The 19,842-nt window shown below is 59.4% G+C and carries 21 protein-coding genes and 1 tRNA gene; 9 read left to right on the plus strand and 13 right to left on the minus strand.

From position 1 onward, the window contains the following. Positions 1-105: 105 nt before the first annotated feature. From EJ576_RS10935 to EJ576_RS10940, 3 genes are all read right to left on the minus strand, one after another. The gene (locus tag EJ576_RS10935; protein WP_123477598.1) at positions 106-714 is read right to left on the minus strand and encodes a LysE family translocator; all 609 of its coding nucleotides are present in this window, start codon (positions 712-714) and stop codon (positions 106-108) included. Between the two features lie 268 nt (positions 715-982). After that, entirely contained in the window at positions 983-1,144 is a 162-nt protein-coding gene (locus tag EJ576_RS29775; RefSeq protein ID WP_178083531.1) for a hypothetical protein, read from the minus strand. A gap of 123 nt (positions 1,145-1,267) precedes the next feature. After that, positions 1,268-1,474, minus strand: coding sequence for a hypothetical protein (locus tag EJ576_RS10940; RefSeq protein ID WP_126570340.1), 207 nt, complete (start codon positions 1,472-1,474; stop codon positions 1,268-1,270). Between the two features lie 209 nt (positions 1,475-1,683). On the opposite strand from EJ576_RS10940, the gene gcvA reads away from it, so the two are divergent. The 6 genes from gcvA (at position 1,684) to EJ576_RS10970 (ending at position 5,762) form a co-directional block, all read left to right on the plus strand. Next, positions 1,684-2,589: a transcriptional regulator GcvA gene (gcvA, locus tag EJ576_RS10945; protein ID WP_122727201.1), complete on the plus strand. Its 906-nt coding sequence runs from the start codon at positions 1,684-1,686 to the stop codon at positions 2,587-2,589. 75 nt (positions 2,590-2,664) lie between these two features. After that, positions 2,665-3,492 carry a DMT family transporter gene (locus tag EJ576_RS10950; protein ID WP_126570341.1) on the plus strand — a complete coding sequence of 276 codons (828 nt, stop codon included), beginning with the start codon at positions 2,665-2,667 and terminating at the stop codon, positions 3,490-3,492. Between the two features lie 29 nt (positions 3,493-3,521). Beyond that, complete coding sequence (locus EJ576_RS10955; RefSeq protein WP_122727205.1) at positions 3,522-4,283, plus strand: SDR family oxidoreductase; 762 nt, start codon at positions 3,522-3,524, stop codon at positions 4,281-4,283. 5 nt (positions 4,284-4,288) lie between these two features. After that, a complete protein-coding gene (locus tag EJ576_RS10960) occupies positions 4,289-4,924 on the plus strand; it encodes a hypothetical protein (protein WP_126570342.1) in 636 nt (211 codons plus the stop codon). A 52-nt stretch (positions 4,925-4,976) separates the two neighbouring features. After that, positions 4,977-5,507 carry a GNAT family N-acetyltransferase gene (locus EJ576_RS10965; protein WP_126570343.1) on the plus strand — a complete coding sequence of 177 codons (531 nt, stop codon included), beginning with the start codon at positions 4,977-4,979 and terminating at the stop codon, positions 5,505-5,507. Further along, positions 5,508-5,762 (plus strand): hypothetical protein, encoded by a 255-nt coding sequence (locus EJ576_RS10970; RefSeq protein WP_126570344.1) that lies wholly within the window; start codon positions 5,508-5,510, stop codon positions 5,760-5,762. A 38-nt stretch (positions 5,763-5,800) separates the two neighbouring features. On the opposite strand, the gene EJ576_RS10975 is transcribed toward EJ576_RS10970, so the two are convergent. The 3 genes from EJ576_RS10975 to EJ576_RS10985 all read right to left on the minus strand — a co-directional run bounded on the left by EJ576_RS10975 (position 5,801) and on the right by EJ576_RS10985 (position 8,778). Continuing rightward, on the minus strand, positions 5,801-5,998 hold the full coding sequence (locus EJ576_RS10975; RefSeq protein WP_028616273.1) for a hypothetical protein: 198 nt from the start codon (positions 5,996-5,998) through the stop codon (positions 5,801-5,803). 208 nt (positions 5,999-6,206) lie between these two features. Then, positions 6,207-6,280 (minus strand) — tRNA-Cys (locus EJ576_RS10980). A 212-nt stretch (positions 6,281-6,492) separates the two neighbouring features. Further along, entirely contained in the window at positions 6,493-8,778 is a 2,286-nt protein-coding gene (locus EJ576_RS10985) for an acylase (RefSeq protein ID WP_126570345.1), read from the minus strand. A 237-nt stretch (positions 8,779-9,015) separates the two neighbouring features. Between EJ576_RS10985 and EJ576_RS10990 the strand changes: the two genes are divergently transcribed. Further along, a complete protein-coding gene (locus EJ576_RS10990) occupies positions 9,016-9,396 on the plus strand; it encodes a fe2+ zn2+ uptake regulation protein (RefSeq protein ID WP_068932928.1) in 381 nt (126 codons plus the stop codon). A 6-nt stretch (positions 9,397-9,402) separates the two neighbouring features. Here the strand turns inward: EJ576_RS10990 and EJ576_RS10995 are convergent, their stop codons facing one another. Then, positions 9,403-9,591 (minus strand): hypothetical protein, encoded by a 189-nt coding sequence (locus EJ576_RS10995; protein ID WP_010210250.1) that lies wholly within the window; start codon positions 9,589-9,591, stop codon positions 9,403-9,405. Positions 9,592-9,689: 98 nt separating this feature from the next. On the opposite strand from EJ576_RS10995, the gene EJ576_RS11000 reads away from it, so the two are divergent. After that, a complete protein-coding gene (locus EJ576_RS11000) occupies positions 9,690-13,448 on the plus strand; it encodes a membrane-targeted effector domain-containing toxin (RefSeq protein WP_126570346.1) in 3,759 nt (1,252 codons plus the stop codon). A 54-nt stretch (positions 13,449-13,502) separates the two neighbouring features. Here EJ576_RS11000 and EJ576_RS11005 read toward each other — a convergent pair whose 3' ends face one another. Genes EJ576_RS11005 through EJ576_RS11025 form a run of 5 tightly spaced genes read right to left on the minus strand, consistent with a single transcriptional unit; the run spans position 13,503 to position 17,902 of the window. Beyond that, a complete protein-coding gene (locus EJ576_RS11005; RefSeq protein WP_126570347.1) occupies positions 13,503-14,264 on the minus strand; it encodes an ABC transporter permease in 762 nt (253 codons plus the stop codon). After that, positions 14,261-15,460 carry an ABC transporter substrate-binding protein gene (locus EJ576_RS11010; protein WP_126570348.1) on the minus strand — a complete coding sequence of 400 codons (1,200 nt, stop codon included), beginning with the start codon at positions 15,458-15,460 and terminating at the stop codon, positions 14,261-14,263. The genes EJ576_RS11005 and EJ576_RS11010 overlap by 4 nt, the downstream gene beginning before the upstream one ends. After that, entirely contained in the window at positions 15,447-16,250 is an 804-nt protein-coding gene (locus EJ576_RS11015; RefSeq protein ID WP_126570349.1) for an ABC transporter ATP-binding protein, read from the minus strand. Before EJ576_RS11015 ends, EJ576_RS11010 begins: the two co-directional genes overlap by 14 nt. Continuing rightward, positions 16,247-17,308, minus strand: a complete 1,062-nt coding sequence (locus EJ576_RS11020) for an acyl-CoA dehydrogenase family protein (RefSeq protein WP_122727223.1) — start codon at positions 17,306-17,308, stop codon at positions 16,247-16,249. Before EJ576_RS11020 ends, EJ576_RS11015 begins: the two co-directional genes overlap by 4 nt. A 33-nt stretch (positions 17,309-17,341) precedes the next feature. Then, on the minus strand, positions 17,342-17,902 hold the full coding sequence (locus EJ576_RS11025) for a carboxymuconolactone decarboxylase family protein (protein WP_122727226.1): 561 nt from the start codon (positions 17,900-17,902) through the stop codon (positions 17,342-17,344). Positions 17,903-18,004: 102 nt separating this feature from the next. On the opposite strand from EJ576_RS11025, the gene EJ576_RS11030 reads away from it, so the two are divergent. Further along, positions 18,005-18,910, plus strand: coding sequence for an AraC family transcriptional regulator (locus tag EJ576_RS11030; protein WP_126570350.1), 906 nt, complete (start codon positions 18,005-18,007; stop codon positions 18,908-18,910). Here the strand turns inward: EJ576_RS11030 and EJ576_RS11035 are convergent. Beyond that, positions 18,907-19,818, minus strand: coding sequence for a LysR family transcriptional regulator (locus tag EJ576_RS11035; RefSeq protein ID WP_122727230.1), 912 nt, complete (start codon positions 19,816-19,818; stop codon positions 18,907-18,909). The genes EJ576_RS11030 and EJ576_RS11035 overlap by 4 nt on opposite strands. Positions 19,819-19,842 lie beyond the last annotated feature (24 nt).

Raw genomic sequence — 19,842 nt, forward strand, 5'->3', positions numbered from 1 at the left:
CTTCGGAGGCCTTATGACCAAGATGGCACTTTTCCTGTTCGGCTTTTTGGTACTCACCATCGGCATCGGCCTGCTGGCAACCATCTCACCTGTCTGAAGCGGCCCTCAGCTGACAACCAGCATCGGGTACAGAGACAGCACCAGCAACACCGCCATCGACCAATTGAACACCCGCAACCAGCGCGGCTCACGCAACACATTGCGCAAGCCGCTGCCACACACGACCCACACACAGACGCTGGGCAGGTTGACCACGGCGAACACCAGCGCAATCACCAGCACATTGGTGACGTAGCCTTCAGCCGGCGTATAGGTGGTGATTGCCCCCAACGCCATGATCCAGGCCTTGGGGTTCACCCACTGGAACGCCGCAGCGCCAAGGAAGGTCATGGGCTTGCCCTGTTCATCAGGGCTGTCGGACATGCCGCCCGCCGTCGCAATCTTCCACGCCAGGTACAGCAGATAGGCTGCGCCCACGTAGCGCAGCACGGTATACGCCCACGGAAACACCTTGAACACCTCACCCAACCCCAGGCCTACCGAAATCACCAGCAGCATGAAACCAATGCTGATCCCCAGCGCGTGGGGCATCGAGCGGCGAAACCCGAAGTTCACCCCCGACGCAAGCAACATAGTGTTATTGGGCCCCGGGGTGATCGAAGACACGAAGGCAAACAGCACAAAAGCTGACAACAAGCTGGTAGACATGAACATAACGCGGCATCCAAGCGGAGGGGTATGCCAGCGACAGTAGAGGGTTATGGACTGCCCTGCCCCGTACAGCCACGTTACGATTGAGGCATACACTTTTTTGCCAAAGCTTTCACAAACCTTTCACAGATAGGGGCATATGGTGAATCCAGCTCCTAATGAACATCCTTTTAGCCCGCGCGCCCCACGCGGGCTTTTCTTTGCCTGGGGTTTATCGGAGGCAAAAAAAGAGGCAAGCCGTTCATCCAGGCTTGCCTCCAGTCTCTACCCGTCAGCGCGGGCCGCCACCACCGCCAGGGCCGCCGCCTTGCCCGTGCCCTCCACCGTGACCACCACCACCGCCGCCACCCGGCGACATGAACATCCAGCAGCCCGACAAGGTCGACAACAGCGCGACAACCACTGCCGCCTTGGTTAGATAACTCAACTTCATGACCACACTCTCTTACTTGACGAGATTAACTTCTCGCTGGATATGACAGTGCCAACTCAAATGCGTCACGGCTATCGTGTAACCTGTTGGTAGGGTTTGTAAGCCCGGCGGTACAAGGTGCCGTCAGTTCTGCGGCCGTTGTTTGGTCGAGTCCAGCTCGGCTTTTTTGGCAGTGCTGATTTCGGTGATTTGCGCCGACTTGGCGGTCTGGCGCATATAGTCGGCAATCACTTTGCTGGACTTGGCAATGTTCAACTTGTCATCGAACGCCGATGGTGACGCTTTAGGCGTGTTTGCCCCGCTGCCGGCGGGCGTTACGGTAGTAGACATCGGCGCTGCTCCCCTGAAGGTACGAATGAAATCGTCGTGCTGACGATAGCCTGGCGCCGACGTTAGCATGGGCAATGGGCCATTAACCTGTGCTTCACAACAATCCACAACGCCAGGCTGTCCGGCTTCAATGAGCGCACACCATTCGGCTGGCATGAGCCTACACTCATGGAAAAACTGATTACCACAAGGCTCGCCGGGACCCACCAATGAGAGATCTCCCCCCCACTGCCACGCTTCGCGCGTTCGAAGTCGCGACCCGACATGCGACGTTCACTTCAGCCTCAGAAGAATTGCATGTGACCCAGAGCGCCGTCAGCCACCAACTCAAGCACCTTGAAGACCTCTGGGGGTTACAACTCTTCCAACGCGGCAAGTCTTTGCGGCTGACCCCAGCCGGCGCGGCACTGGCGCCTATCGTGCGCGAGTTTTTCATGAACCTGGAAGCCACATTGACGGACCTTAGAGAACAAAAAGGCAGGGTTCGGCTCAAGGTCAGCACCACCTATTCTTTCGCACTGAAATGGTTGCTGCCCCGGTTGCCAGGTCTGTCGCAGCAGCACCCGGAAATTCTAATCACGCTGGAAACCAGTGACAAAGCGATCAACTTTTCCAGCGCCGATTCAGATGTCGCGATTCGCCTGGGCAACGGTCATTACCCTGCCTTGCATTCGGAGTTCATGCTCAGGGAGCAAATTTTCCCGGTGGCCAGCCCTGACCTGCTTAACCGTTTTGGTACCCCAAACGAGCCCGCCGAATTGTTGCGTTACCCGCTACTTACGCGTGACGGCGCAGACCTGGTGCCCAAGTGGGAAGCCTGGTTCGAGCACGTCGGCGTGGGCGTTTCGACACTCAAGGAAAGCGTCAGGTTTGCTGACACCAACATGACCATAGAAGCCGCCTTGCTGGGCCAGGGCATCGCCTTGGCCCGTAGCGGCCATGTCGAGGCCGAAATCAACGACGGCAGCCTCATAAGGCTGTTCGATGTGCCGTTCGCCTCACCGGTCGCCTATTTCTTTGTCTGTCCCAAAGGGGTCGAAACACAGCCTCACATCATCAGCTTTCGTAACTGGCTGCTGGCGGAGTCGACTCAGGCCCAGCAACACTATCGTTGATAGTATGAGTAATGGCTCATGCCAGGATGAAGGGACTTCGCTGTTGTCCAGCCCCCAGTTTGCTTAACATGGCGCATGCCCTTTCCTATCGTATTACTCGTCCTCTTCGCCGCCCTCTTGCACGCCAGCTGGAACGCGCTGCTGCGTGTCGGCACCGACAGGCTCTGGTCGATGACCGTGATGTGCCTGTCGGTCGCCCTCGTCAGCATGGGCTTTGCGCTGTACCTCCCGGCGCCTGCCGCTGCCAGTTGGCCTTACGCCGCGCTCTCGGGTGTCTTGCACGTCGGTTATAACCTGTTCCTGGTGCGCAGCTACAAAGTGGGTGATCTCGGGCAAACCTACCCGATCGCCCGCGGCTCCTCGCCCATTTTGATCACATTGTTCGCCATGGTGTTTGCTGGCGAAACCCTCAGCACCAGCGCCCTGTTCGGCATTGCACTGGTGTCGGGCGGCATTATTTCACTGGCTTTCAGGCAGGGCAGGCTCGCGGTCCCCAGCTTGCCTTACGCCTTGGGCACGGGTTTTTTCATCGCAGCCTACAGCGTCACCGATGGCATAGGCGCGCGACTTTCAGGTGCGCCGCTGGCCTATACCGCCTGGATGTGCGCCCTCTGGGGCGTACTGATGCCACTGGTTTATATCGGTCTGCGCGGCGCACGCAGCCTGCTTTCCCCGCGCCCGGGGCTCATCACAGCTTTGATGGGTGGGCTGGTCTCCCTGCTGGCCTACGGCATTGTTATCTACGCCATGTCTGAATCGCCGATGGGATCGGTTTCCGCGTTGCGCGAGACCAGCGTACTGTTTGCGGCGTTGATCGGTTATTTCTTCCTGGGCGAGGTACTGACTGTCCGCAAAGTCCTGGCGTGCGCGGTGATTGCCACCGGCACGATGCTAATTGGCTAAATTCACCTCCCTCTTAAAAGGTTCAAGACATGGCTACCGGCTCTTCAGCTCCCCTGATTCTGATCACCGGCGGAAGCCGGGGTGTAGGCGCGGCAACGGCGCGGCTCGCGGCAGCGCAAGGCTATGACGTCGTCATCAGCTACATCAACAATGAGGCCGCCGCACTCGGCGTGGTGGCCGACGTGCAAGCGCTCGGACGTCGCGCCTTGGCCATACGCGCCGACAGTGCCGACCCGGAACAGGTCGCGCATCTGTTTCGAGCCATCGACGAGACGTTCGGCCGCATCGACGTTCTGGTCAACAACGCCGCAATCATCGCGCTTCAATCGCGCTTTGAAGACCTCGACTTTGCCCGCATGCAACGCATCTTCGCAATCAATGCCATCGGCCCGATGCTCTGCGCGCAGCAAGCCGTGAAGCGCATGTCGTTTCGACACAGCGGCAACGGCGGCAGCGTGATCAACGTCTCCTCGGGCGCCGCGCGGTTGGGCAGCCCCAACGAGTACGTCGACTACGCAGCGTCGAAGGGAGCACTGGAAACCTTCACCATCGGGCTATCCAAGGAAGTCGCGCGCGACGGCATCCGCGTCAACTGCGTTCGCCCAGGACATATCTACACCGAAATGCACGCCAGCGGCGGAGAACCGGGTCGAGTGGATCGCGTCAAGGAAAGCATCCCGATGGGCCGGGGCGGCGAGCCCGAAGAAGTGGCGCGGGCCATACTGTGGCTGGCAGGTAAAGAGGCGTCGTTTGTTACCGGGACCTTTCTGGATGTGACTGGGGGCAAGTGAGACATTTGCACACGCTTGACTGGGAATACACACTGCGTCATGAGCATCCAACCAGAATAAATACTGATAACGGTTCCATTGAAAAAACGGGAAAACTCATGGGGATTAACGTCACGATGCTAAAGGGCATTTGCTTCCTGACGATGGGTGCCATTGCGCTCGAAGCGCTTGCGGGGACGTCGGAACAGAACTATCTGTGCAAGACGCAAGAAACACTGTTGTTCGGCTGCAACTCCGGGCCGAAAATGATCTCGGTTTGCGCATCGCACGATTTCTCAGCGACAACCGGCTATGTGCAATACCGATTTGGTACGCCCGGCAAAATCGAGTTGAGCTACCCCGAAAAACCGAGCCCACCGAAGGGTCACTTCTGGCTCAGTTCCACGGCCTACTCCGGTGGAGGCGAAGCCCATCTGCGCTTTACCAATCATGGGGTTACCTACACCGTTTTCGACCGTATGGTGCGCACCAACTTTACACCCGGAGAACCCAACGACCCCGAGATGAGCGAGGGAGTGGTCGTGCGTCCGCAGGGAAAAAAAGCCACACGGCGGCTTTGTACCTATTCCGAAGGCGGGATTCGCGAGCAAGCTTATGCAACCATCGAACGTGAAGATTTCGACGATAGCCTCGTTCCTTAAGCGCGAATGTCGCATGATCACCGCCTGGCAACCGACTGACACGAGAACCACCATGCTCCGTATCTATCCAGCGACCCCAGCCGATCTTGAAGCCCTGCACGAAGTCGGCTGCACCACCTATCGAGAACACTTTGCACACATCTGGTCGCCTGCCGGATTGCAGGCGTTTCTTGATCGGGACTTTTCCCACGACGCCTTGCGCCAATCACTCGAAACATCCGACAGCCCTCTATGGCTGCTCGCTTCAGATGACAACGCGCAAGTCGTAGGCCTGGCAAAGATCAACTGGTCGGCGCCGGCGCCCATAACAGGCGAAGTTGGCGCAGAACTGCGCAAGATCTACTTTCTAAAATCCGCCGCAGGGCGCGGGTATGGGAAGCGATTTATGCAGTTCATTTGCGACCAGGCTGTAACGCGTGGTGAGCGCTCGCTGTGGCTGACGGTGCTCAAGTCCAATCCCGATGCACGACGGTTTTATGAGGCGTTTGGGTTCAAGTGGATCGGAGAAATTCCGTTCAAGACGGACCTGGCTGAAATCGGGATGGATGTGATGGGGCTTGAACTGCAGCGGCAGGATGCATAAATGGATGAGTTGATAAAAGGCCTCGACGGGCCTAGGACGGCGCAGCAGGAACTGTTCTACGACTTGGAAGATGCGTCGGCGGTGATTGGGTGGTCGGTGGTTGAGCTGAGCGCTTTGGCGGCCAGCGGCAAGACGCCGGATGAGGCAGTGGCATTGATGAAGATTTGCGCGCTGCTGGCGGCGCAGCAGGAGAAATTGCGGGCGTATGCAGGTGAGGTCAAAGACCAGAGGATCGTCAGGTCTCAGGCCCTATAAGCCCGACGCAGCGGTCGGGCTCATTGAATAACAAATGTTCAGTTGTCGGGATGCTCGCTCGCCACTGAATCAGCGGCGTCTACATCCGACATGTCCTCTTCAAGAGGCGCGTCATCGTCCGGCGGCAACGGAACACCCTCCTCATCGCGCTTCGGATCGTGCCCTGTCTCATTGTCGGTGCCGCGGGTTACATCCTGCTGAGAAATATTCCCAGGGGCATTTTCATTGATTTCCATGCTGGCTCTCCGTTCTTACGCTCGGGATATCGGCGCTTAAACATGGGATCAGGTAGTGGTCAGCGAGTGCGATGTACTGGACGAACGGCAGAAAGCCTTGCGCAATGGCAAGGCGTTTCAGAGTCAATTCCTAACGCGCCGGACTTCCAAAACTTTTTCAAAGCCAATAAAAAACCCCGTAGACGTTAATCTACGGGGTTTTAAAGAGTGGAGGCCGAGGTCGGAATCGAACCGGCGTAGGCGGATTTGCAATCCGCTGCATAACCATTTTGCTACTCGGCCTCAAACGATCAATGTCCTGACTGCTGACACTCACCGGATAAAAACTTGAGTGGGCTGTAAAACCCTGCCTCTACTCTAACTCATTGAATACATTGAAGTTTTTAATGCTTCGTTGCGTTCGATGGGCGCCATTATGTACGTATTTGCCAATGCGTGCAACCCCTTGATTTCAAAAATATTTCGTATTGGCATCAAGGGGTTGCGCACCTGCCCTACTCCTTGATGCGCAGTTGTTGATAGTGCGGGTCGGCCTTGATTTGCGCTTCGGTGAAGGGCAACGGGCTGAGCTTTTTCTGGGAGAAGGCTTGGGTCTGGTCCTTGGCGTGTTTTGACGCCGGGTTGCTGGACTCTGAGAACGCGAGTACGCCTTGGGCGTGGGGCCCCTCGTCGTCGAAGGTGACGATTTGCAGGTAGCTGGTGCCGCTGACCACTTCGCGCTTGCCGTCGGCGCGGGGCACGGTTTGCATGGCGTTGTAGATCCCCAGTTCTTGCGGGCCGCCGTGGATCGGGGTTTGGCCGGAGACTTGGAAGTCGCCCCAGGTGCTGTCGGCGGTGAGGCCGAGTTTGGCGACGTCGGCGGTGGACGCCAGCATGGCTTCGCGCAGGGCTTTGGCGACATCGGTGCGGTCGATAGCTAGGCCACGTGGCGTGGTGAGGGGTTGCGCCGGGTCGAAGGCGACGCGCCAGGCATCGGGAATTTGCTGCAGGTGTTGCACCAGGTTGATGAAGTGCACCAGGCCGATGCCGCTGTCGAGGTTGGCGTGCTGGTCCCAGTTTTTCAGGTGGGTGCACAGGGGTTGCAGCGCAGTCGCGTCGGCGCCGAGGTCTTTGGCGCAGAATGCGAGCAGGTCGGGCATGACTTGGCTCGCCAGGTACACCTCGTTGTCCATCACCATGTTTTGCAGGTCGGTGACGCTGATCGGTTTGTCCAGGGTTTGCAGGCGTTGCAAGGCAAAACGCGCGCGCGGGCCAAGGCCGATGTGGTCCTGGCTGATCACCGGGGAGAAGCCGGTGAGCGGCGCCTTGGGGTTGGCCAGCCAGGCCGAGTCGTTGGAGTGCTGGACGTAGTCGGTGCGTTGCAGTTGCGGCAGTTGGTCGGCCGCGAAGATGCCGGCCTGGGCTGCGCGTGGGTCAACGTCCCAGGCGCAGGCGCTGTGGGCGCCGTCGAGCATGATCATCTGCAGGCCGGCACGTGGGTCGCTGCATTGTGCGAGTTTGGCCGCGCTGACGTTGGGCACCACCGACTGGTTCATGTACAGGCTCTGGCCCTGGTCATCGGCGGCCAGGGTGTTGACCCACGGGATACCTTGCAGGGTGTGCACCGAGGCTTTCAGTTGGTCGAGGCTGCCCGCGCGGTTCATCGCGTACCACTGTTGCAGCACGCGGTCGTTGCCCAGGTTGGCGTCACGCAGGCTGAAGGCGTAATGGCTGTCCCAGTCGAGCTTGCCCGGCCATTGCACCACCGGGCCGAATTGCGAGCTATAGACGGTGTGCGACTGGCCCTTGAGGCTGCCATCGGCTTGTTTGACCTGCACCGTCACCGTGGTTTTATCCAGGGCAACGGATTTGCCATCAAGCAGATAGCGCGTGGAATCCTTCGGGTCCAGGGTCAGGCGATACAGGGTGAAGTGCTTGGACGTGTCCACGGTGTGGGTCCACGCCACATGCTGGTTGAAGCCGATATTGATCACCGGCAGGCCCGGCAACGCCGCGCCCATGACATCCAGCTGACCGGGGATGGTCAGGTGCATTTCATAAAAGCGCATGCCGCCCACCCACGGGAAATGCGGGTTGGCCAGCAACATGCCGCGCCCGTTGAACGATCGATCGCGGCCCACCGCCACGGCGTTGCTGCCGCGATCGAAGGCGAAGCGCTGCTGATTGGCGGCGGCCAATTCAAAGGCTTTCGAGTCGGTCGGTACACTGGCTGTGGCGTGGGGCGGCGTCGCACCGACCAGGGCTTCAGCGAATTGGCCGACACCGCCTTCCACCAATAACCTACGGGTCAGCTTGACCAAGTCTTCAGCCACCAAGGGCCGCACCCACGCCGCCTGACACTGCGCCGGAGCGCCCTGCTCTTTCAGGTAGCGGTTGTAGCCGGCCACGTAACCTTCGATACGCTGTTGGATCTGCGGGCTTTGCGCTTTCCAGAACGCGGCGACCGATTCCGGCGTATTGAGCCACGTGAAAAACACATCACTGGCCAGGTTGTTGCGCTCTTCCAGGGTCGCCTGCTCGGGGCCGAAGAACTTGGCGCGCTCGCCATTCACCGTGACCACTTCATTGGCCAGCAGGCACAGGTTGTCCTGGGCGTAGGCGTAGCCGATGCCGAAGCCCAGGCCACGCTCATCGCTGGCGCGAATGTGCGGCACGCCGTAACTGGTACGCCGGATATCCGCCGAGGCTTGCGTCACTTGTTCCCGCGCCGAGACGGCCAGGCTCAAGCCCAGCAACACGCCCGCCACACATACCCTGGACAACCCATTGGAAATAATCACGCAAACTCCACCGTCAGATTTAACCGCCTCACAAGGGGTAATGACCCCACCGTAAGAACGCAAATCACCAGGAATAATTTAGCGCGACGGCACGTTTATTTAAGGCGGCGCAGATGTGACAAAACCGATACCGACAAAATTTCTACATCCGGGACTTCATGATTTCGCTCGCTCGTTCGTCTTATTAACCAAGAGCGCTCATTTTTTCCTGATCAGGCTCTGATAAGGAGTTTTTGCATGTACAACCCGCAAGTGCCCACGGATGGACATTCACCGGCTGCCGAGGCCAGTTTCGGCAACGGCGCACAAGCGTTCGGCAAAGCGCCCGAACAACAAGGCAACCAGCGTATCCGCCACCTGCTCAAGTGTTTTGGCTTGCGCACCAGCCTGATCCGGCTGAAGGTCATCGACGCCCTGCTCACCGCCGCCGACAATAGGCGCACCCTCGGGGTACGCGGTGTGCACAGTCATCTGCTGGAGCTGGGCATCCCGTTGTCGTTTCTCAGCGTGCGCGAGGTGCTCAAGCGCCTGTGCAGCGAGGGCGTGATCACCCTCAATGCGGATAAAAGCTACAGCCTCCATGAAGAGGCTGCCAAGGTGCTCGAAGGTCGCGCTTGATCGCCCTTATAGCTTGACCTTGCGGCGCATGATGCCGTTGATCACGACTACAACCACGGCGACGGCAATGGCGATGGTCTGGAATGTCTTCTCACTGATAACCCCGGTGTTCTGCAAATAGGACAGGCCAAACATCGTCGCCAGTACGGCCAGGGCAATCAGAATCGAATATTTCAAACGCTGCTTTTGTGTCATGACGGGTTCCTGAAACTGATAAATGCAACTGCGGTGTATCGCCGAACCTGCCCCGCACTGATTCAGTGAACGGAATGGACGGACGTCGGAAGCGCTCCATGTTACAGGGGATTAAATTCTTTGGCTTGCCCCACGCCAGATTGATCCTGCCGCCCCAAGGAACACCTACCGTTTTCGCTATCCTGACTAAATTACCTTCCGACACTGAATTCTTCTCTCACACTTCTTGGGCCTCCCGACAGGAACAGCTGACTCTGAATCGCACACCCAACAGTGCGCTTAGCTTGCGCGCCCATGTGCATTTCAGAGAGGTGAAGATTTTGATTTCGTTCAATAGCCAGCAGCCTTCCACGTACGCTCCACCCTCCATACTCCTGAGCAACACCGAACAATCTCTTGAACCTCAACCAGCACCCGAATCCCCATCGGAGCCTGAGGTCGCGCTGCCAAACGGGCGGCAAGCGCTGAGAGTCGCCCTGGCGGACCGGAGCGACTTGCAGAAACTGGCCCAGGCACTTCTTGCAGCCTTCGAAAAACTCCCTGCGAACGCTGGGCCGACAGATGTGATTGCCGTTCTCAAGGAAAACCGCGTGGCGATCCATCCCAACTCCTCGTTTCGCCGCGATCAGAACCTGATGCAGCCCAGCGTCAGTCTTGAAGCGTTCATCCAGTCCAAGGGCACTTACATGCCAACTACGGGGATTGAGTTGCAGGACTTGGCGGGGGCACTCATCGATCACACGCTGACGCACCCCTTAGGCAACTTCGCTGGCGCGTTGTCCTGGGCCAACCCCCTTAGCGAAGTAAACCAGCGCAAAGTGCTCGACGTCGTTCGCAGCAACAACGCCAACCTGCACGGCTTGCCGCTGATAAATCCTCGTTGGGGCGCGTTGGACTACCTGGCCGGTGCGGTGCGACTTTCGACAACCGACATGCAAGACCCGGCAAAGGCCTTGGAAAAACTGCTCGACTCGAACAGATCGCAGGCGCTGGGCGAAGCGATCCAGCGCACTCTCGGAAGTATTCCCACGGACCGCAGCGCCAACGAGGGTATTTTGGCGGCCATCCATCTGGGCCTTGACCCCGAGTCCATCGACCGTCCGGTGCGCAACCATGTCGCGGGCTTCAATCTCGCTGCCGACACCTACTGGAACAGGGCGCCCGCAGACGTGGTGAGCGCGCTTGCGGAGCACCTGCGTAGTCGCACCTCGGTACCCGAGTTGGGAGCACGCGTCCTGCTGGCGCGGGTCGCACCGCAGTTTTTGGTCAAGGACATTCCCGAAGGGGTCAATATCGGCACCCAGGCGTGGGCGAATCTGTGCCTGGCAGTGGCCAGGGTCGAAGCCGACAGCCCAGGCAAGACCGCCTCGATGAGTTTTGGTGAGGTCATGCGGGATGCCGAAACCAAATTGCCGGCCAGTGAATCGACCCAGAAAGCGGTATTGATCGACTGGGCCGTTGCCAATCAAGTAGTTGCTAAATACGAAGATGAGGAATACACCGCCGAGGTGATAGAACACGCCCGCTCCGTGTTCAACCAGCAACACAGTGACGTGAAAGCAGCCTCCGAACTGCTCGACATTCCGATGCCCGATCGAAAAGCAATGGCGCTGGACCTGCTGAAAAAAAAATGGGGGGATGGCATCGACTTTGAACAAAAAATACTACGCATCAACTACGGCCCCGAAACCAGAGGCATGCGTTTCAGCGATCCATATTCAATGCTGGACGTCACCATGCAGGGGCTGAAACTCCACGACAGTTGGCAAGTGTTCGGAACAAACACACTTGATCTTGAAGCATTCACTGCATTTACCCATAGCAATGAATTCAATATTCCTGCTGCGTTCAACACAGCCTTTGACAACGTGACTGATCACTACAAGGCCATCAAGAAGAACCTGATAATGAATGCGATCACGCATGCTCCTTTAGAGGATCGTGACCAATTCAACTTTGGCGAGCTCAGGTTTTTCACGGAAAAGAGTTACATGAAATCAAGCAATCCATTCGTTTCCGATCGATTATTCCATACAAGTAAAACGATACGAGTGGAAGCCAAGCGAGAGGGAAAAATTCAGTCTTATGCCTTCGATACCGAGAAGGGCACCCTCCAGAGGATTCCAGCAGATCAATCCAGCAGAGAACCTAAAAATGACGTCAGAGGTCCAGAAGTCGTTAAGTTCGAGGAATACTACCCCGACGCAGCCAACCGTAACGTGACCGTAGCCCTAGAGCACAGCCGCAGGCCTCCCAACCACTTTCGCAACTCAAGGGTTCAGCAAGTCGCCGCAACGGTCGTCAAAGGGCTGGAGATCGACAGCGACTCCGTCAAACGCCAGGCCGCCGGCAGAACAGGATCGGAAAAACGCACTGACACCCTCGATTCAATTGGCAATTTTTTGCTTGACCTTATCCCTTTCAGGTCCGCCATCGTCAACTTCCAGAAGGGCAACTATAAGGACGGCATCACGGACTTGGCGTTCGATGTATTCGGGCTGGTTACCGCAGGCGTGGGCACGGTGGCAAAAGTGGTGAGCGGTGCAAGCAAGGGCGGCTCTGCCTTGGCCTCAGTACTGCGCGCAACCCGAATAATCGGGGCCAATACGTTGAGTGCGCTTAATCCTTTGAGCGGTGTAGGCGATCTGGCGATAGGTGCGGGAAAACTGACGTTGGCCGGTGCCAGCGCTGTCGGTGAAGGCGTTCAGCGCCTGCGCGGCATGGCCTATGGCAGTGACCTGGTTGACGCGAGTTACCGGTTTGACGCGGCCGCAACCGGCATCATCAACCAGGGAGGAAGACGCCTGGAAGGCAGTGCGGTGCAACATGAGGGCAAATGGTTCGCCTTCGATTCAGGCCAGCAACAGCCTTACGGCCCCCCCCTCGAAGATTTTACCCCCAGGGATGTGCTGATGCCGCCGTCCCCACGAACGCGTCACAGCGCACGCTACAATCCGATAAGCAGGCCTGCTCGCCCCAAACAACCGGATACCCGCCCTCGAGAACCGTTGCCCTCAGATGAGTACGCGACCAGCGCCAGCACCAATGGTGCCCTGATATCCGATCACTTCGCGGCCGATAGACTGCCCTTCACCCGAGAGAAATTCACTCTGGAAATGAACGGTTTCTATAAAGATATGGCTGCGGGAGGCATGCCCCCACGCCCCGTGATACCTGATATCACCGCATCAACACGCCCTAACGAAATGATTGCCGACGCACTGACTAAAACCGATGTGCTGGTGTTTGGCGAAAACCATAGTGAAGTCGCAAGCCTGGTGCTGATGCGTGACGCCATGAAAACCTTCAAGGACTCGGGCGTCAACGCCATTTACCTGGAAGCTGCCACGCTCGATGCGTATGGCCTGATCGCAGATGCGGCGCTCGCAAACAACATCAAAAACCGGGCCGGTGGAAGCACCATTTATGACGAGTTAAAAAAAGCGGCTGATGAGTTCGATATAGAACTCATGCCGCTCGAACATCGCTATTTGACTCGGCATTCAGACAACCCCGGCTATTTTTCCCCATTGGATACACTGCCAAAATCCTCTACTGCCTTCAAAGCGTTGTCCAAACAACGTCTTGAAGAGATGAACTATTACGGTGCCAGACAAGTCATGAAAAATGAACTGGGAGGAAAATCGGTCGTTTGGGTAGGTCGAGCGCACATGAACACCTCGGAAGGTGTCCCTGGCATCGCCGAACTAACCGGGGGCATCGGTATTTCGGTCTATCAAAACGCGGCGATTCCCCAGAGTGCGGTACGCAAGGCGAACGTGCCCAGAGTTCCATCGTCCACGCTATCCGGCTCCGACATGTCGGCAGGCGATCTGCAGATCGATGTAAAAGTTTAAACGAGGCAGACCGGAGCCGAGGCGGTGTTTTCTAAGCTCCGGTCGCTGGAAACTTTACGCGCTGTGCACCCAACGCTGGTGCAGCCAACGCGCCAAGGCATCCAGCGCAAAGCCCAGCAACCCGATCAGCAGCACCATCGCCATCAGCTCCGAGTAGGCCAGCCGATCACGGGTGTCGAGGATGTAATACCCCAGCCCGGCACTGACCCCGAGCATTTCGCACGGCACCAGCACGATCCACAAAATACCGATGGCCAAACGCACGCCGGTCAGCACGTGCCCGACCACACCGGGAATGATCACCCGGCGCAAGGTCTCCCAGCGCGTCGCACTCAGGCTGCTGCTCAGCTGTAGCCAGCGCGGGTCCAACTGGCGCACGCCGGCAGCGGTGTTGAGCATGATCGGCCACACGGCGGCAAACGCCAGCAGGAAATAGATCGGCCGATCCCCTACCCCCATCAGCATCACTACGATGGGCATCCACGACAGCGGCGAGATCATGCGCAGGAACTGAAAGGCCGGCGTAGTCGCCGCTTCCAGCTTGCGCGAACTGCCCACCAGCAGCCCCAACGGAACGCCTACCAACAACGCCAGGAACAACCCGACAAAGATGCGCTTCAGGCTCACAGCAATGTGCAGATACAGCTCACCGCGCCCCAGCAATTCCCACAGGCTACTGAAGGTGGCGGCCAGGGAAAAACGCGCAGACAACCCATCCGTCGCGCCAAACACCTTCACCCCCAGCCACCAGAGCAACAGCAACCCCGCCAAGCCACTCAGCCCGAGCAACCAGCCCGGGATTTCACGGTTGTTCAAACGCCGATCTCCTCATGTCGCTCATAGCCGTCCGGCAAGCCAAAGGTCTTCATGCCGCCCACGGCCTCAATGGCGTTGCGCACGAAGCGGTCGTCCACCAGGTCCTTGGCGACGAAGCCCGGGTCGAGGTCAGCGAGGAATTTCTTGTCGCCCTCGATCAAGGTGTCCTTCAGACGCCGCACCAACTCCTCGGTGTAGCTGGGGAATGGATAAGGTTGGAAGTCGATACGGTGTTCATCCCAATTGCCGTGTTGGATCGCACCGTCTGCCAGGTAGGCGGCACGGTCAGTTGCGGCGGGTGCGAGTACTTTGCTCAATACCGGCTCGGCATGCGGGGTGTAGCGGTTCGGGCCGTCCTTGGACAGCAACTTCACCGCCTCTTCGCGGTTGTCGCGAGTCCAGACCTGCGCCTTGACGATGGCGTTCACCACCCTCTGCGACCACTCCGGGCGGTTGACCAGGTCGTGTTCGTGCATGAACACCACGCAGCACGCGTGGTTGCGCCACACGTCGCCGGTAAAGCGCTGCACGCGGCCGACCTTGAGGTTTTCCGCCAGGGCATTGAACGGTTCGGCGACGATATACCCATCGATGCGCTGGCTGGCCAGGGCCGGTGGCATGTCCGAAGGCGGCAACACGATCAGGTTGACCTCATTGGCCGCAATCGCACTGCCCGCCGCCCGCGCCACTGGCGTGAGGCCGCTGTCGCGGAACAACTGCTGCACCACCACGTTATGGATCGAATACCAGAACGGAATTGCTACCGATTTGCCGCCCAGCTGTTTCACGTCCGTGATGCCCGGCGCCACGGTCAGGCCGGAGCCGCCCACATGGTTCCAGGCCACCACCTTGGCCGGGACCTTACTGCCGTAACGTGCCCATACAGTCATCGGCGACAGCAGGTGAATCACATTGACCTGGCCCGAGATGAACGCCTCGATCACCTGCGCCCAACTGCGCAGCAACACCGGGCGTTCAGCCTTGATGCCTTCGGCCTCGAACAGGCCATTGTTGTGCGCCACCAACAACGGCGTGGCGTCGGTGATCGGCAGGTAGCCGATGCGCACCGGTGCATCCGGCTCGCTGGCGGCGCGGGCTTGCAAACTACTGAGCAGCGGCAACGCACCGGCGGCGCTGAGTACGGCGGAGAGTTTGAGAAAGTCGCGGCGCGAATGGGTCAGGTCATCCAGGCACATGGGCAGGCTCCAGCAGATCAAGGGGGTTGGGTTGAGGGCGGCTCGCCTGCCGTAAGGTTTTTAGGATGTCGATGCGCAGCGCGCCAATGGCTTCTACCTGTTCTTCGCGGGGTTGCGGCAGGTCGATCAGCCATTCGCCCAACGCCCGCGCTGGGCGGTTGCCCAGTAGCAAGATGCGGTCGGACAGCAGCAGCGCTTCGTCAATGTCATGGGTGATCAGCACCGCCGCCGAACCCTGTTCGCGGTTGACCTTGAGCAGCAGGCGCTGCATGTCGGCGCGGGTCACTTCGTCCAGGGCGCCGAAGGGTTCATCCAGCAACAGCACCTGGGGCTGGCGCGCCAGGCAACGGGCCAATGCGGTGCGCTGGGCCATGCCGCCGGACAGCTGCGCCGGGAAGTGCTGGCGCGCATGCTCCAGGCCGACGGCGGCAATGGCATGATCGACGCGCTGGCGGCGCTCGTCAGCGCTCAAATGGGGTTGCCGGGCGAAATCCAGGCCAAAGGCGACGTTCTTTTCCAGGCTCAGCCAGGGCAACAGGCTCGGGTCCTGGAACGCCACCGCCACGCGTGGATGGGGACCATTCAAGGGCTCGCCCAACACGCGCACACTGCCGCCTTGCGGTGCCTGCAAACCGGCGAGGACGCGCAACAGACTGGACTTGCCCACGCCGCTGGGACCGAGGATCGACACCACTTCACCGGGTTGCAAGTGCAGGTCGAAGTGCTGCAACACCGGCCCGCTGGCATAGCCCAGGCAGATCCCCTGGGCGCTCAGTACGGCACTTGTCATAGGTTGGCCTGACGCTGCAGTTCAGTACGCAATTGCACCAGGCTTGGGGTCACGATCGGCACAAACGCCGACTCACGCCAACGTCGCGCAAAACCATTGCCGTGGGCGGTGAGATAGGCCTTGCCGCCGCTGGCCTGCAACTCCAGTTGCACGGCGCTGGCGGCAGTCTCCGCCAGGGCGATGCGCAGCTTGAACAACGGCACCGGTTCGGCGGCAAAACGCCCGGCAAGCAGGCCGCTTTTCAAGTCGCTGACCAAGTGGTCCAGGGTCACGCGCAGGGTTTCCAGTTCTTCGCGCAGTACCGTGCGGGTCGCGCCCAGATGGTTGGCGACTTCCGCCAGGGAACGACGTGCCAACCCGATGGACATCCCGCACTGCAGGCCCAGGAACGCCGGGCGCACCGCCGGCAGGAATGTGCGTGCGTCTTCATGCAGCAGCCAATCGCGGCTCAGCTCCACGCCATCCAAATCCAGGGCCGCCGTGTTGCTTGACTGCAAGCCGAGCAGTTCCAGGTCGCGAGAGCGCTGCAAGCCTGCCACCGAGTCCGGAATGGCCAGGATAAACGGCGCGCCACCCTCCGCCAGTTCGATGGCCGCCGCCGCGACAAAACCGTTCTTGCGCAGGTTGGTCACCCAGTGCAGGCGGCCGTTGAGGGTCCAGCCATCGTTGGAAGGCTCGGCACTGATCTGCAGGGTCTCGATGCCCGACAAGAACTTCATCGCATTCGACAGCCCCGTCGCTCCCGCCAACTTGCCGCTGAGCAAATCCGGCAGCAGCTGTTCACGCAACCGTGCATTCGGACTCTGCAGCAAATACTCGATAAACGAGCGCTGGCCCCAGCACACGAACGCCGCCGCCAGGGAATGGCTGGCGACATTGGCGATGGCCTCCACGGCGCCAGCCACATCGCCGCCCAGGCCGCCCAGTTGAGCCGGCACGCCGATGCGCAACACGTTGGCCTCTGCCAGCCGTGGCAGAACTTCCTGTGGATCGCAACTGCCCACGTCCAAGGCCTGCGCCTGGATGTCGAGCCAACGGCTCAAGATGGGGTCAAGCATTCCTGTTTCTCCTTTACAGCAGGTGGGCCAACTTCAGCTTGCGGATTTTTCCCAACGGTATTGCGCCAGCTCGGGGTTCAGCGGGGTACGAGCAAACACGTTAGCGAAGTTGCACAGGGTTGCCAGGCTGACGCCCAGAATCACTTCCAGGGCCTGGCCTTCGGTGTAACCGACGGCGCGGAATGCGTCATAGCCCGCATCGCTCACATCACCCCGGGTGGCGATCACTTCGCGGGTAAAGGCAGCCAGGGTTTCATAGCGGGCATTGGGCAACTCGCCGCGTTGACGCAGGGCTTCGATGACGGCTTCCGGCAACTTGGCTTTGTTACGCGCCACGGCGGTGTGGCCGGCCACGCAGAAATCGCAGCCGTGGGTGGTGGCGGCAATCAGTTGCACCACTTCGCGGTCGGCCAAGGCGAGTTCGGATTTGGCGTTCAAAGCGGAGACGGTGATGTAAGTTTCCAGCGCGGCCGGCGCATTGGCCAGCACCGCAAGCAGATTGGGGATAAAGCCCGAGCCTTTCAGCGCGTTTTCCAGGAAAGGCTTGGCCGCTTCCGGCGCGGTTTCTGGGGTGAGCAAGGGTACACGGGACATGGAGCAGTCTCCTGATGGGTTCGTGTACCCAGTCTGTTGGTTATAAAAAATCGCCTCAATAGTCTAAAGTAGCGATTACTTGCTCTTGAGTCTTTCCATTAGATGAATTCGTCCAGTGCACTTGTCGATTGGTTATTAGACAGCCTCGAACTCGACACCAGCCTATTCCATGTGGGTCGTTATTGCGGCGACTGGCATGCGAGCACCCATGGCCTGGCGAGCGCGAGTTTCCACCTGATCGTGCAGGGCCAGTGCTGGCTGCATATCGACGGCGACGCCACGCCTCATCGCCTCGACAACGGCGATGCGGTGTTCCTGTTGCGCGACCTGGAATATCGCCTTTCCGGCGAGCCTACAGCGGTGGGTGCGCAGGAATGCCCGCGTGTGCCAATGGTGCCCCTGGACAGCGCCGCCAGCGATGGCGTCGGCCTGGTGTGTGGGTTCTTTCACTTCCAGTCGGGATTGTCAGCGATGATCGTCGACACCCTGCCCGCGTGGATCATCCTGCGGGCGGGCGATCCCTCTCTGACCGCCGCGCGCAACCTGTTCGAACTGATCCTGCAAGAATGCCAGCGCCTGCCTGCGCCCTCTTCGGCCTTGCTGGAACGGCTTTGCCACCTGCTGTTTCTGTACGTACTGCGTCAACAGGTGCTGGACAACAGCGAACTGGGCGGCCTGGCGGCGCTGGGTCGGCAGCCGGCGTTTGCCGGTTTGCTGGAGCAGTTGATCGCGCACCCGGCCAATGCCTGGACCCTGGAAAGCATGGCCGCTTGCACCGGGCTGTCGCGCTCGGCGTTTTTCAAACGGTTCAATGAACTGTGTGGACAGTCACCGGGCCAGGTGCTGCTGATGATGCGCATGCGCCATGCCTGCCAGTTGTTCAAGCAGGACCACACGGTGGCGGATGTCTCGCTGGCGGTGGGTTATCAGTCGGTGGCCGCGTTTACCCGGGCGTTTCACAAGGTGACGGGGCAACAGCCTGGCGCCTATCGAAAGGCACAGGCTTAGCGTCGCAAACCGGTGCCGGGGGTGGCGCAGAGTTCGACCAGCCAATCCACAAACACCCGTACGCGTTGGGACAGTTGGCGGTGCGGCGGGTACAGCGCCGTCAAGGCCATTGTTGGCACGGCAAACCGGGGCAGTACTTCCACCAGTGTGCCTTGGGCCAGTCGTTGTCTGGCGTGATAGTACGGCGCCTGAATCAACCCGTAGCCAGCTTCGCAAGCGCAGAAGTAGCCGTCGGCGCTGTTGACTGCGACCACCTTTGGCAAATTGAGCGTACGCAATTGGGATGCGAGTAGAAACTCCAAGCCAAACCGTTTGCCGCTGGCGGCCGAGACGTATTCGACCATCTGATGGTGGGCTAAGTCGTCGAGCGTGTCGGGCACACCCATACGGTCAAGGTAAGCGGGGCTGGCCAGGGTGATTTGATCCATCATCGCCAGCGGTCGCGCCACCAGAGAATCGTCCAGTGCCAGGCCACCGCGCAGCACACAATCGACGCCTTCACGGATCAGGTCCACGGGTCGGTCATTCAAGCCGATTTCCAACTCAATCTGCGGATACAGGGCAGTGAACGTGGGCAGTGCGGGTATCACCAGAAAACGGCCAATACCCGCCGGCATATCAATGCTCAAGGTGCCACGTGGACTCTGCCGACTGGCGGAAAACACCGCTTCAGTTTCCTCAAGATCCGACAGCAATTGCACGCAGCGCTGGTAATACGCCGCGCCATCCAGCGTCGGGCTGACCTGCCGCGTGGTGCGCTGTAACAGCTGCACACCCAGGTGCGCTTCCAACTGCTTGATCAGCACCGTCACCGAGGCACGGGGCAGTTGCAGGCTGTCGGCGGCCTTGGCAAAGCCCCGCAGTTCGACGATCCGGGTGAACACGCGCATCGCGTTGAAACGGTCCAAGCGCCGGCTCCTTAAGCTGATTAT

It is taken from the genome of Pseudomonas sp. C 49-2 (genome assembly GCF_003970195.1).
Classification (GTDB): Bacteria; Pseudomonadota; Gammaproteobacteria; order Pseudomonadales; family Pseudomonadaceae; genus Aquipseudomonas; species Aquipseudomonas canadensis.

What these genes read in the sequence shown, in the direction of transcription:
- EJ576_RS10935 (WP_123477598.1), bottom strand. Translation starts at nt 714, where the DNA reads ATGTTCATGTCTACCAGCTTGTTGTCAGCTTTTGTGCTGTTTGCCTTC.
- EJ576_RS29775 (WP_178083531.1), bottom strand. Translation starts at nt 1,144, where the DNA reads ATGAAGTTGAGTTATCTAACCAAGGCGGCAGTGGTTGTCGCGCTGTTG.
- EJ576_RS10940 (WP_126570340.1), bottom strand. Translation starts at nt 1,474, where the DNA reads ATGTCTACTACCGTAACGCCCGCCGGCAGCGGGGCAAACACGCCTAAA.
- gcvA (WP_122727201.1), top strand. Translation starts at nt 1,684, where the DNA reads ATGAGAGATCTCCCCCCCACTGCCACGCTTCGCGCGTTCGAAGTCGCG.
- EJ576_RS10950 (WP_126570341.1), top strand. Translation starts at nt 2,665, where the DNA reads ATGCCCTTTCCTATCGTATTACTCGTCCTCTTCGCCGCCCTCTTGCAC.
- EJ576_RS10955 (WP_122727205.1), top strand. Translation starts at nt 3,522, where the DNA reads ATGGCTACCGGCTCTTCAGCTCCCCTGATTCTGATCACCGGCGGAAGC.
- EJ576_RS10965 (WP_126570343.1), top strand. Translation starts at nt 4,977, where the DNA reads ATGCTCCGTATCTATCCAGCGACCCCAGCCGATCTTGAAGCCCTGCAC.
- EJ576_RS10970 (WP_126570344.1), top strand. Translation starts at nt 5,508, where the DNA reads ATGGATGAGTTGATAAAAGGCCTCGACGGGCCTAGGACGGCGCAGCAG.
- EJ576_RS10975 (WP_028616273.1), bottom strand. Translation starts at nt 5,998, where the DNA reads ATGGAAATCAATGAAAATGCCCCTGGGAATATTTCTCAGCAGGATGTA.
- EJ576_RS10990 (WP_068932928.1), top strand. Translation starts at nt 9,016, where the DNA reads ATGTACAACCCGCAAGTGCCCACGGATGGACATTCACCGGCTGCCGAG.
- EJ576_RS10995 (WP_010210250.1), bottom strand. Translation starts at nt 9,591, where the DNA reads ATGACACAAAAGCAGCGTTTGAAATATTCGATTCTGATTGCCCTGGCC.
- EJ576_RS11000 (WP_126570346.1), top strand. Translation starts at nt 9,690, where the DNA reads ATGTTACAGGGGATTAAATTCTTTGGCTTGCCCCACGCCAGATTGATC.
- EJ576_RS11010 (WP_126570348.1), bottom strand. Translation starts at nt 15,460, where the DNA reads ATGTGCCTGGATGACCTGACCCATTCGCGCCGCGACTTTCTCAAACTC.
- EJ576_RS11015 (WP_126570349.1), bottom strand. Translation starts at nt 16,250, where the DNA reads ATGACAAGTGCCGTACTGAGCGCCCAGGGGATCTGCCTGGGCTATGCC.
- EJ576_RS11020 (WP_122727223.1), bottom strand. Translation starts at nt 17,308, where the DNA reads ATGCTTGACCCCATCTTGAGCCGTTGGCTCGACATCCAGGCGCAGGCC.
- EJ576_RS11025 (WP_122727226.1), bottom strand. Translation starts at nt 17,902, where the DNA reads ATGTCCCGTGTACCCTTGCTCACCCCAGAAACCGCGCCGGAAGCGGCC.
- EJ576_RS11030 (WP_126570350.1), top strand. Translation starts at nt 18,005, where the DNA reads ATGAATTCGTCCAGTGCACTTGTCGATTGGTTATTAGACAGCCTCGAA.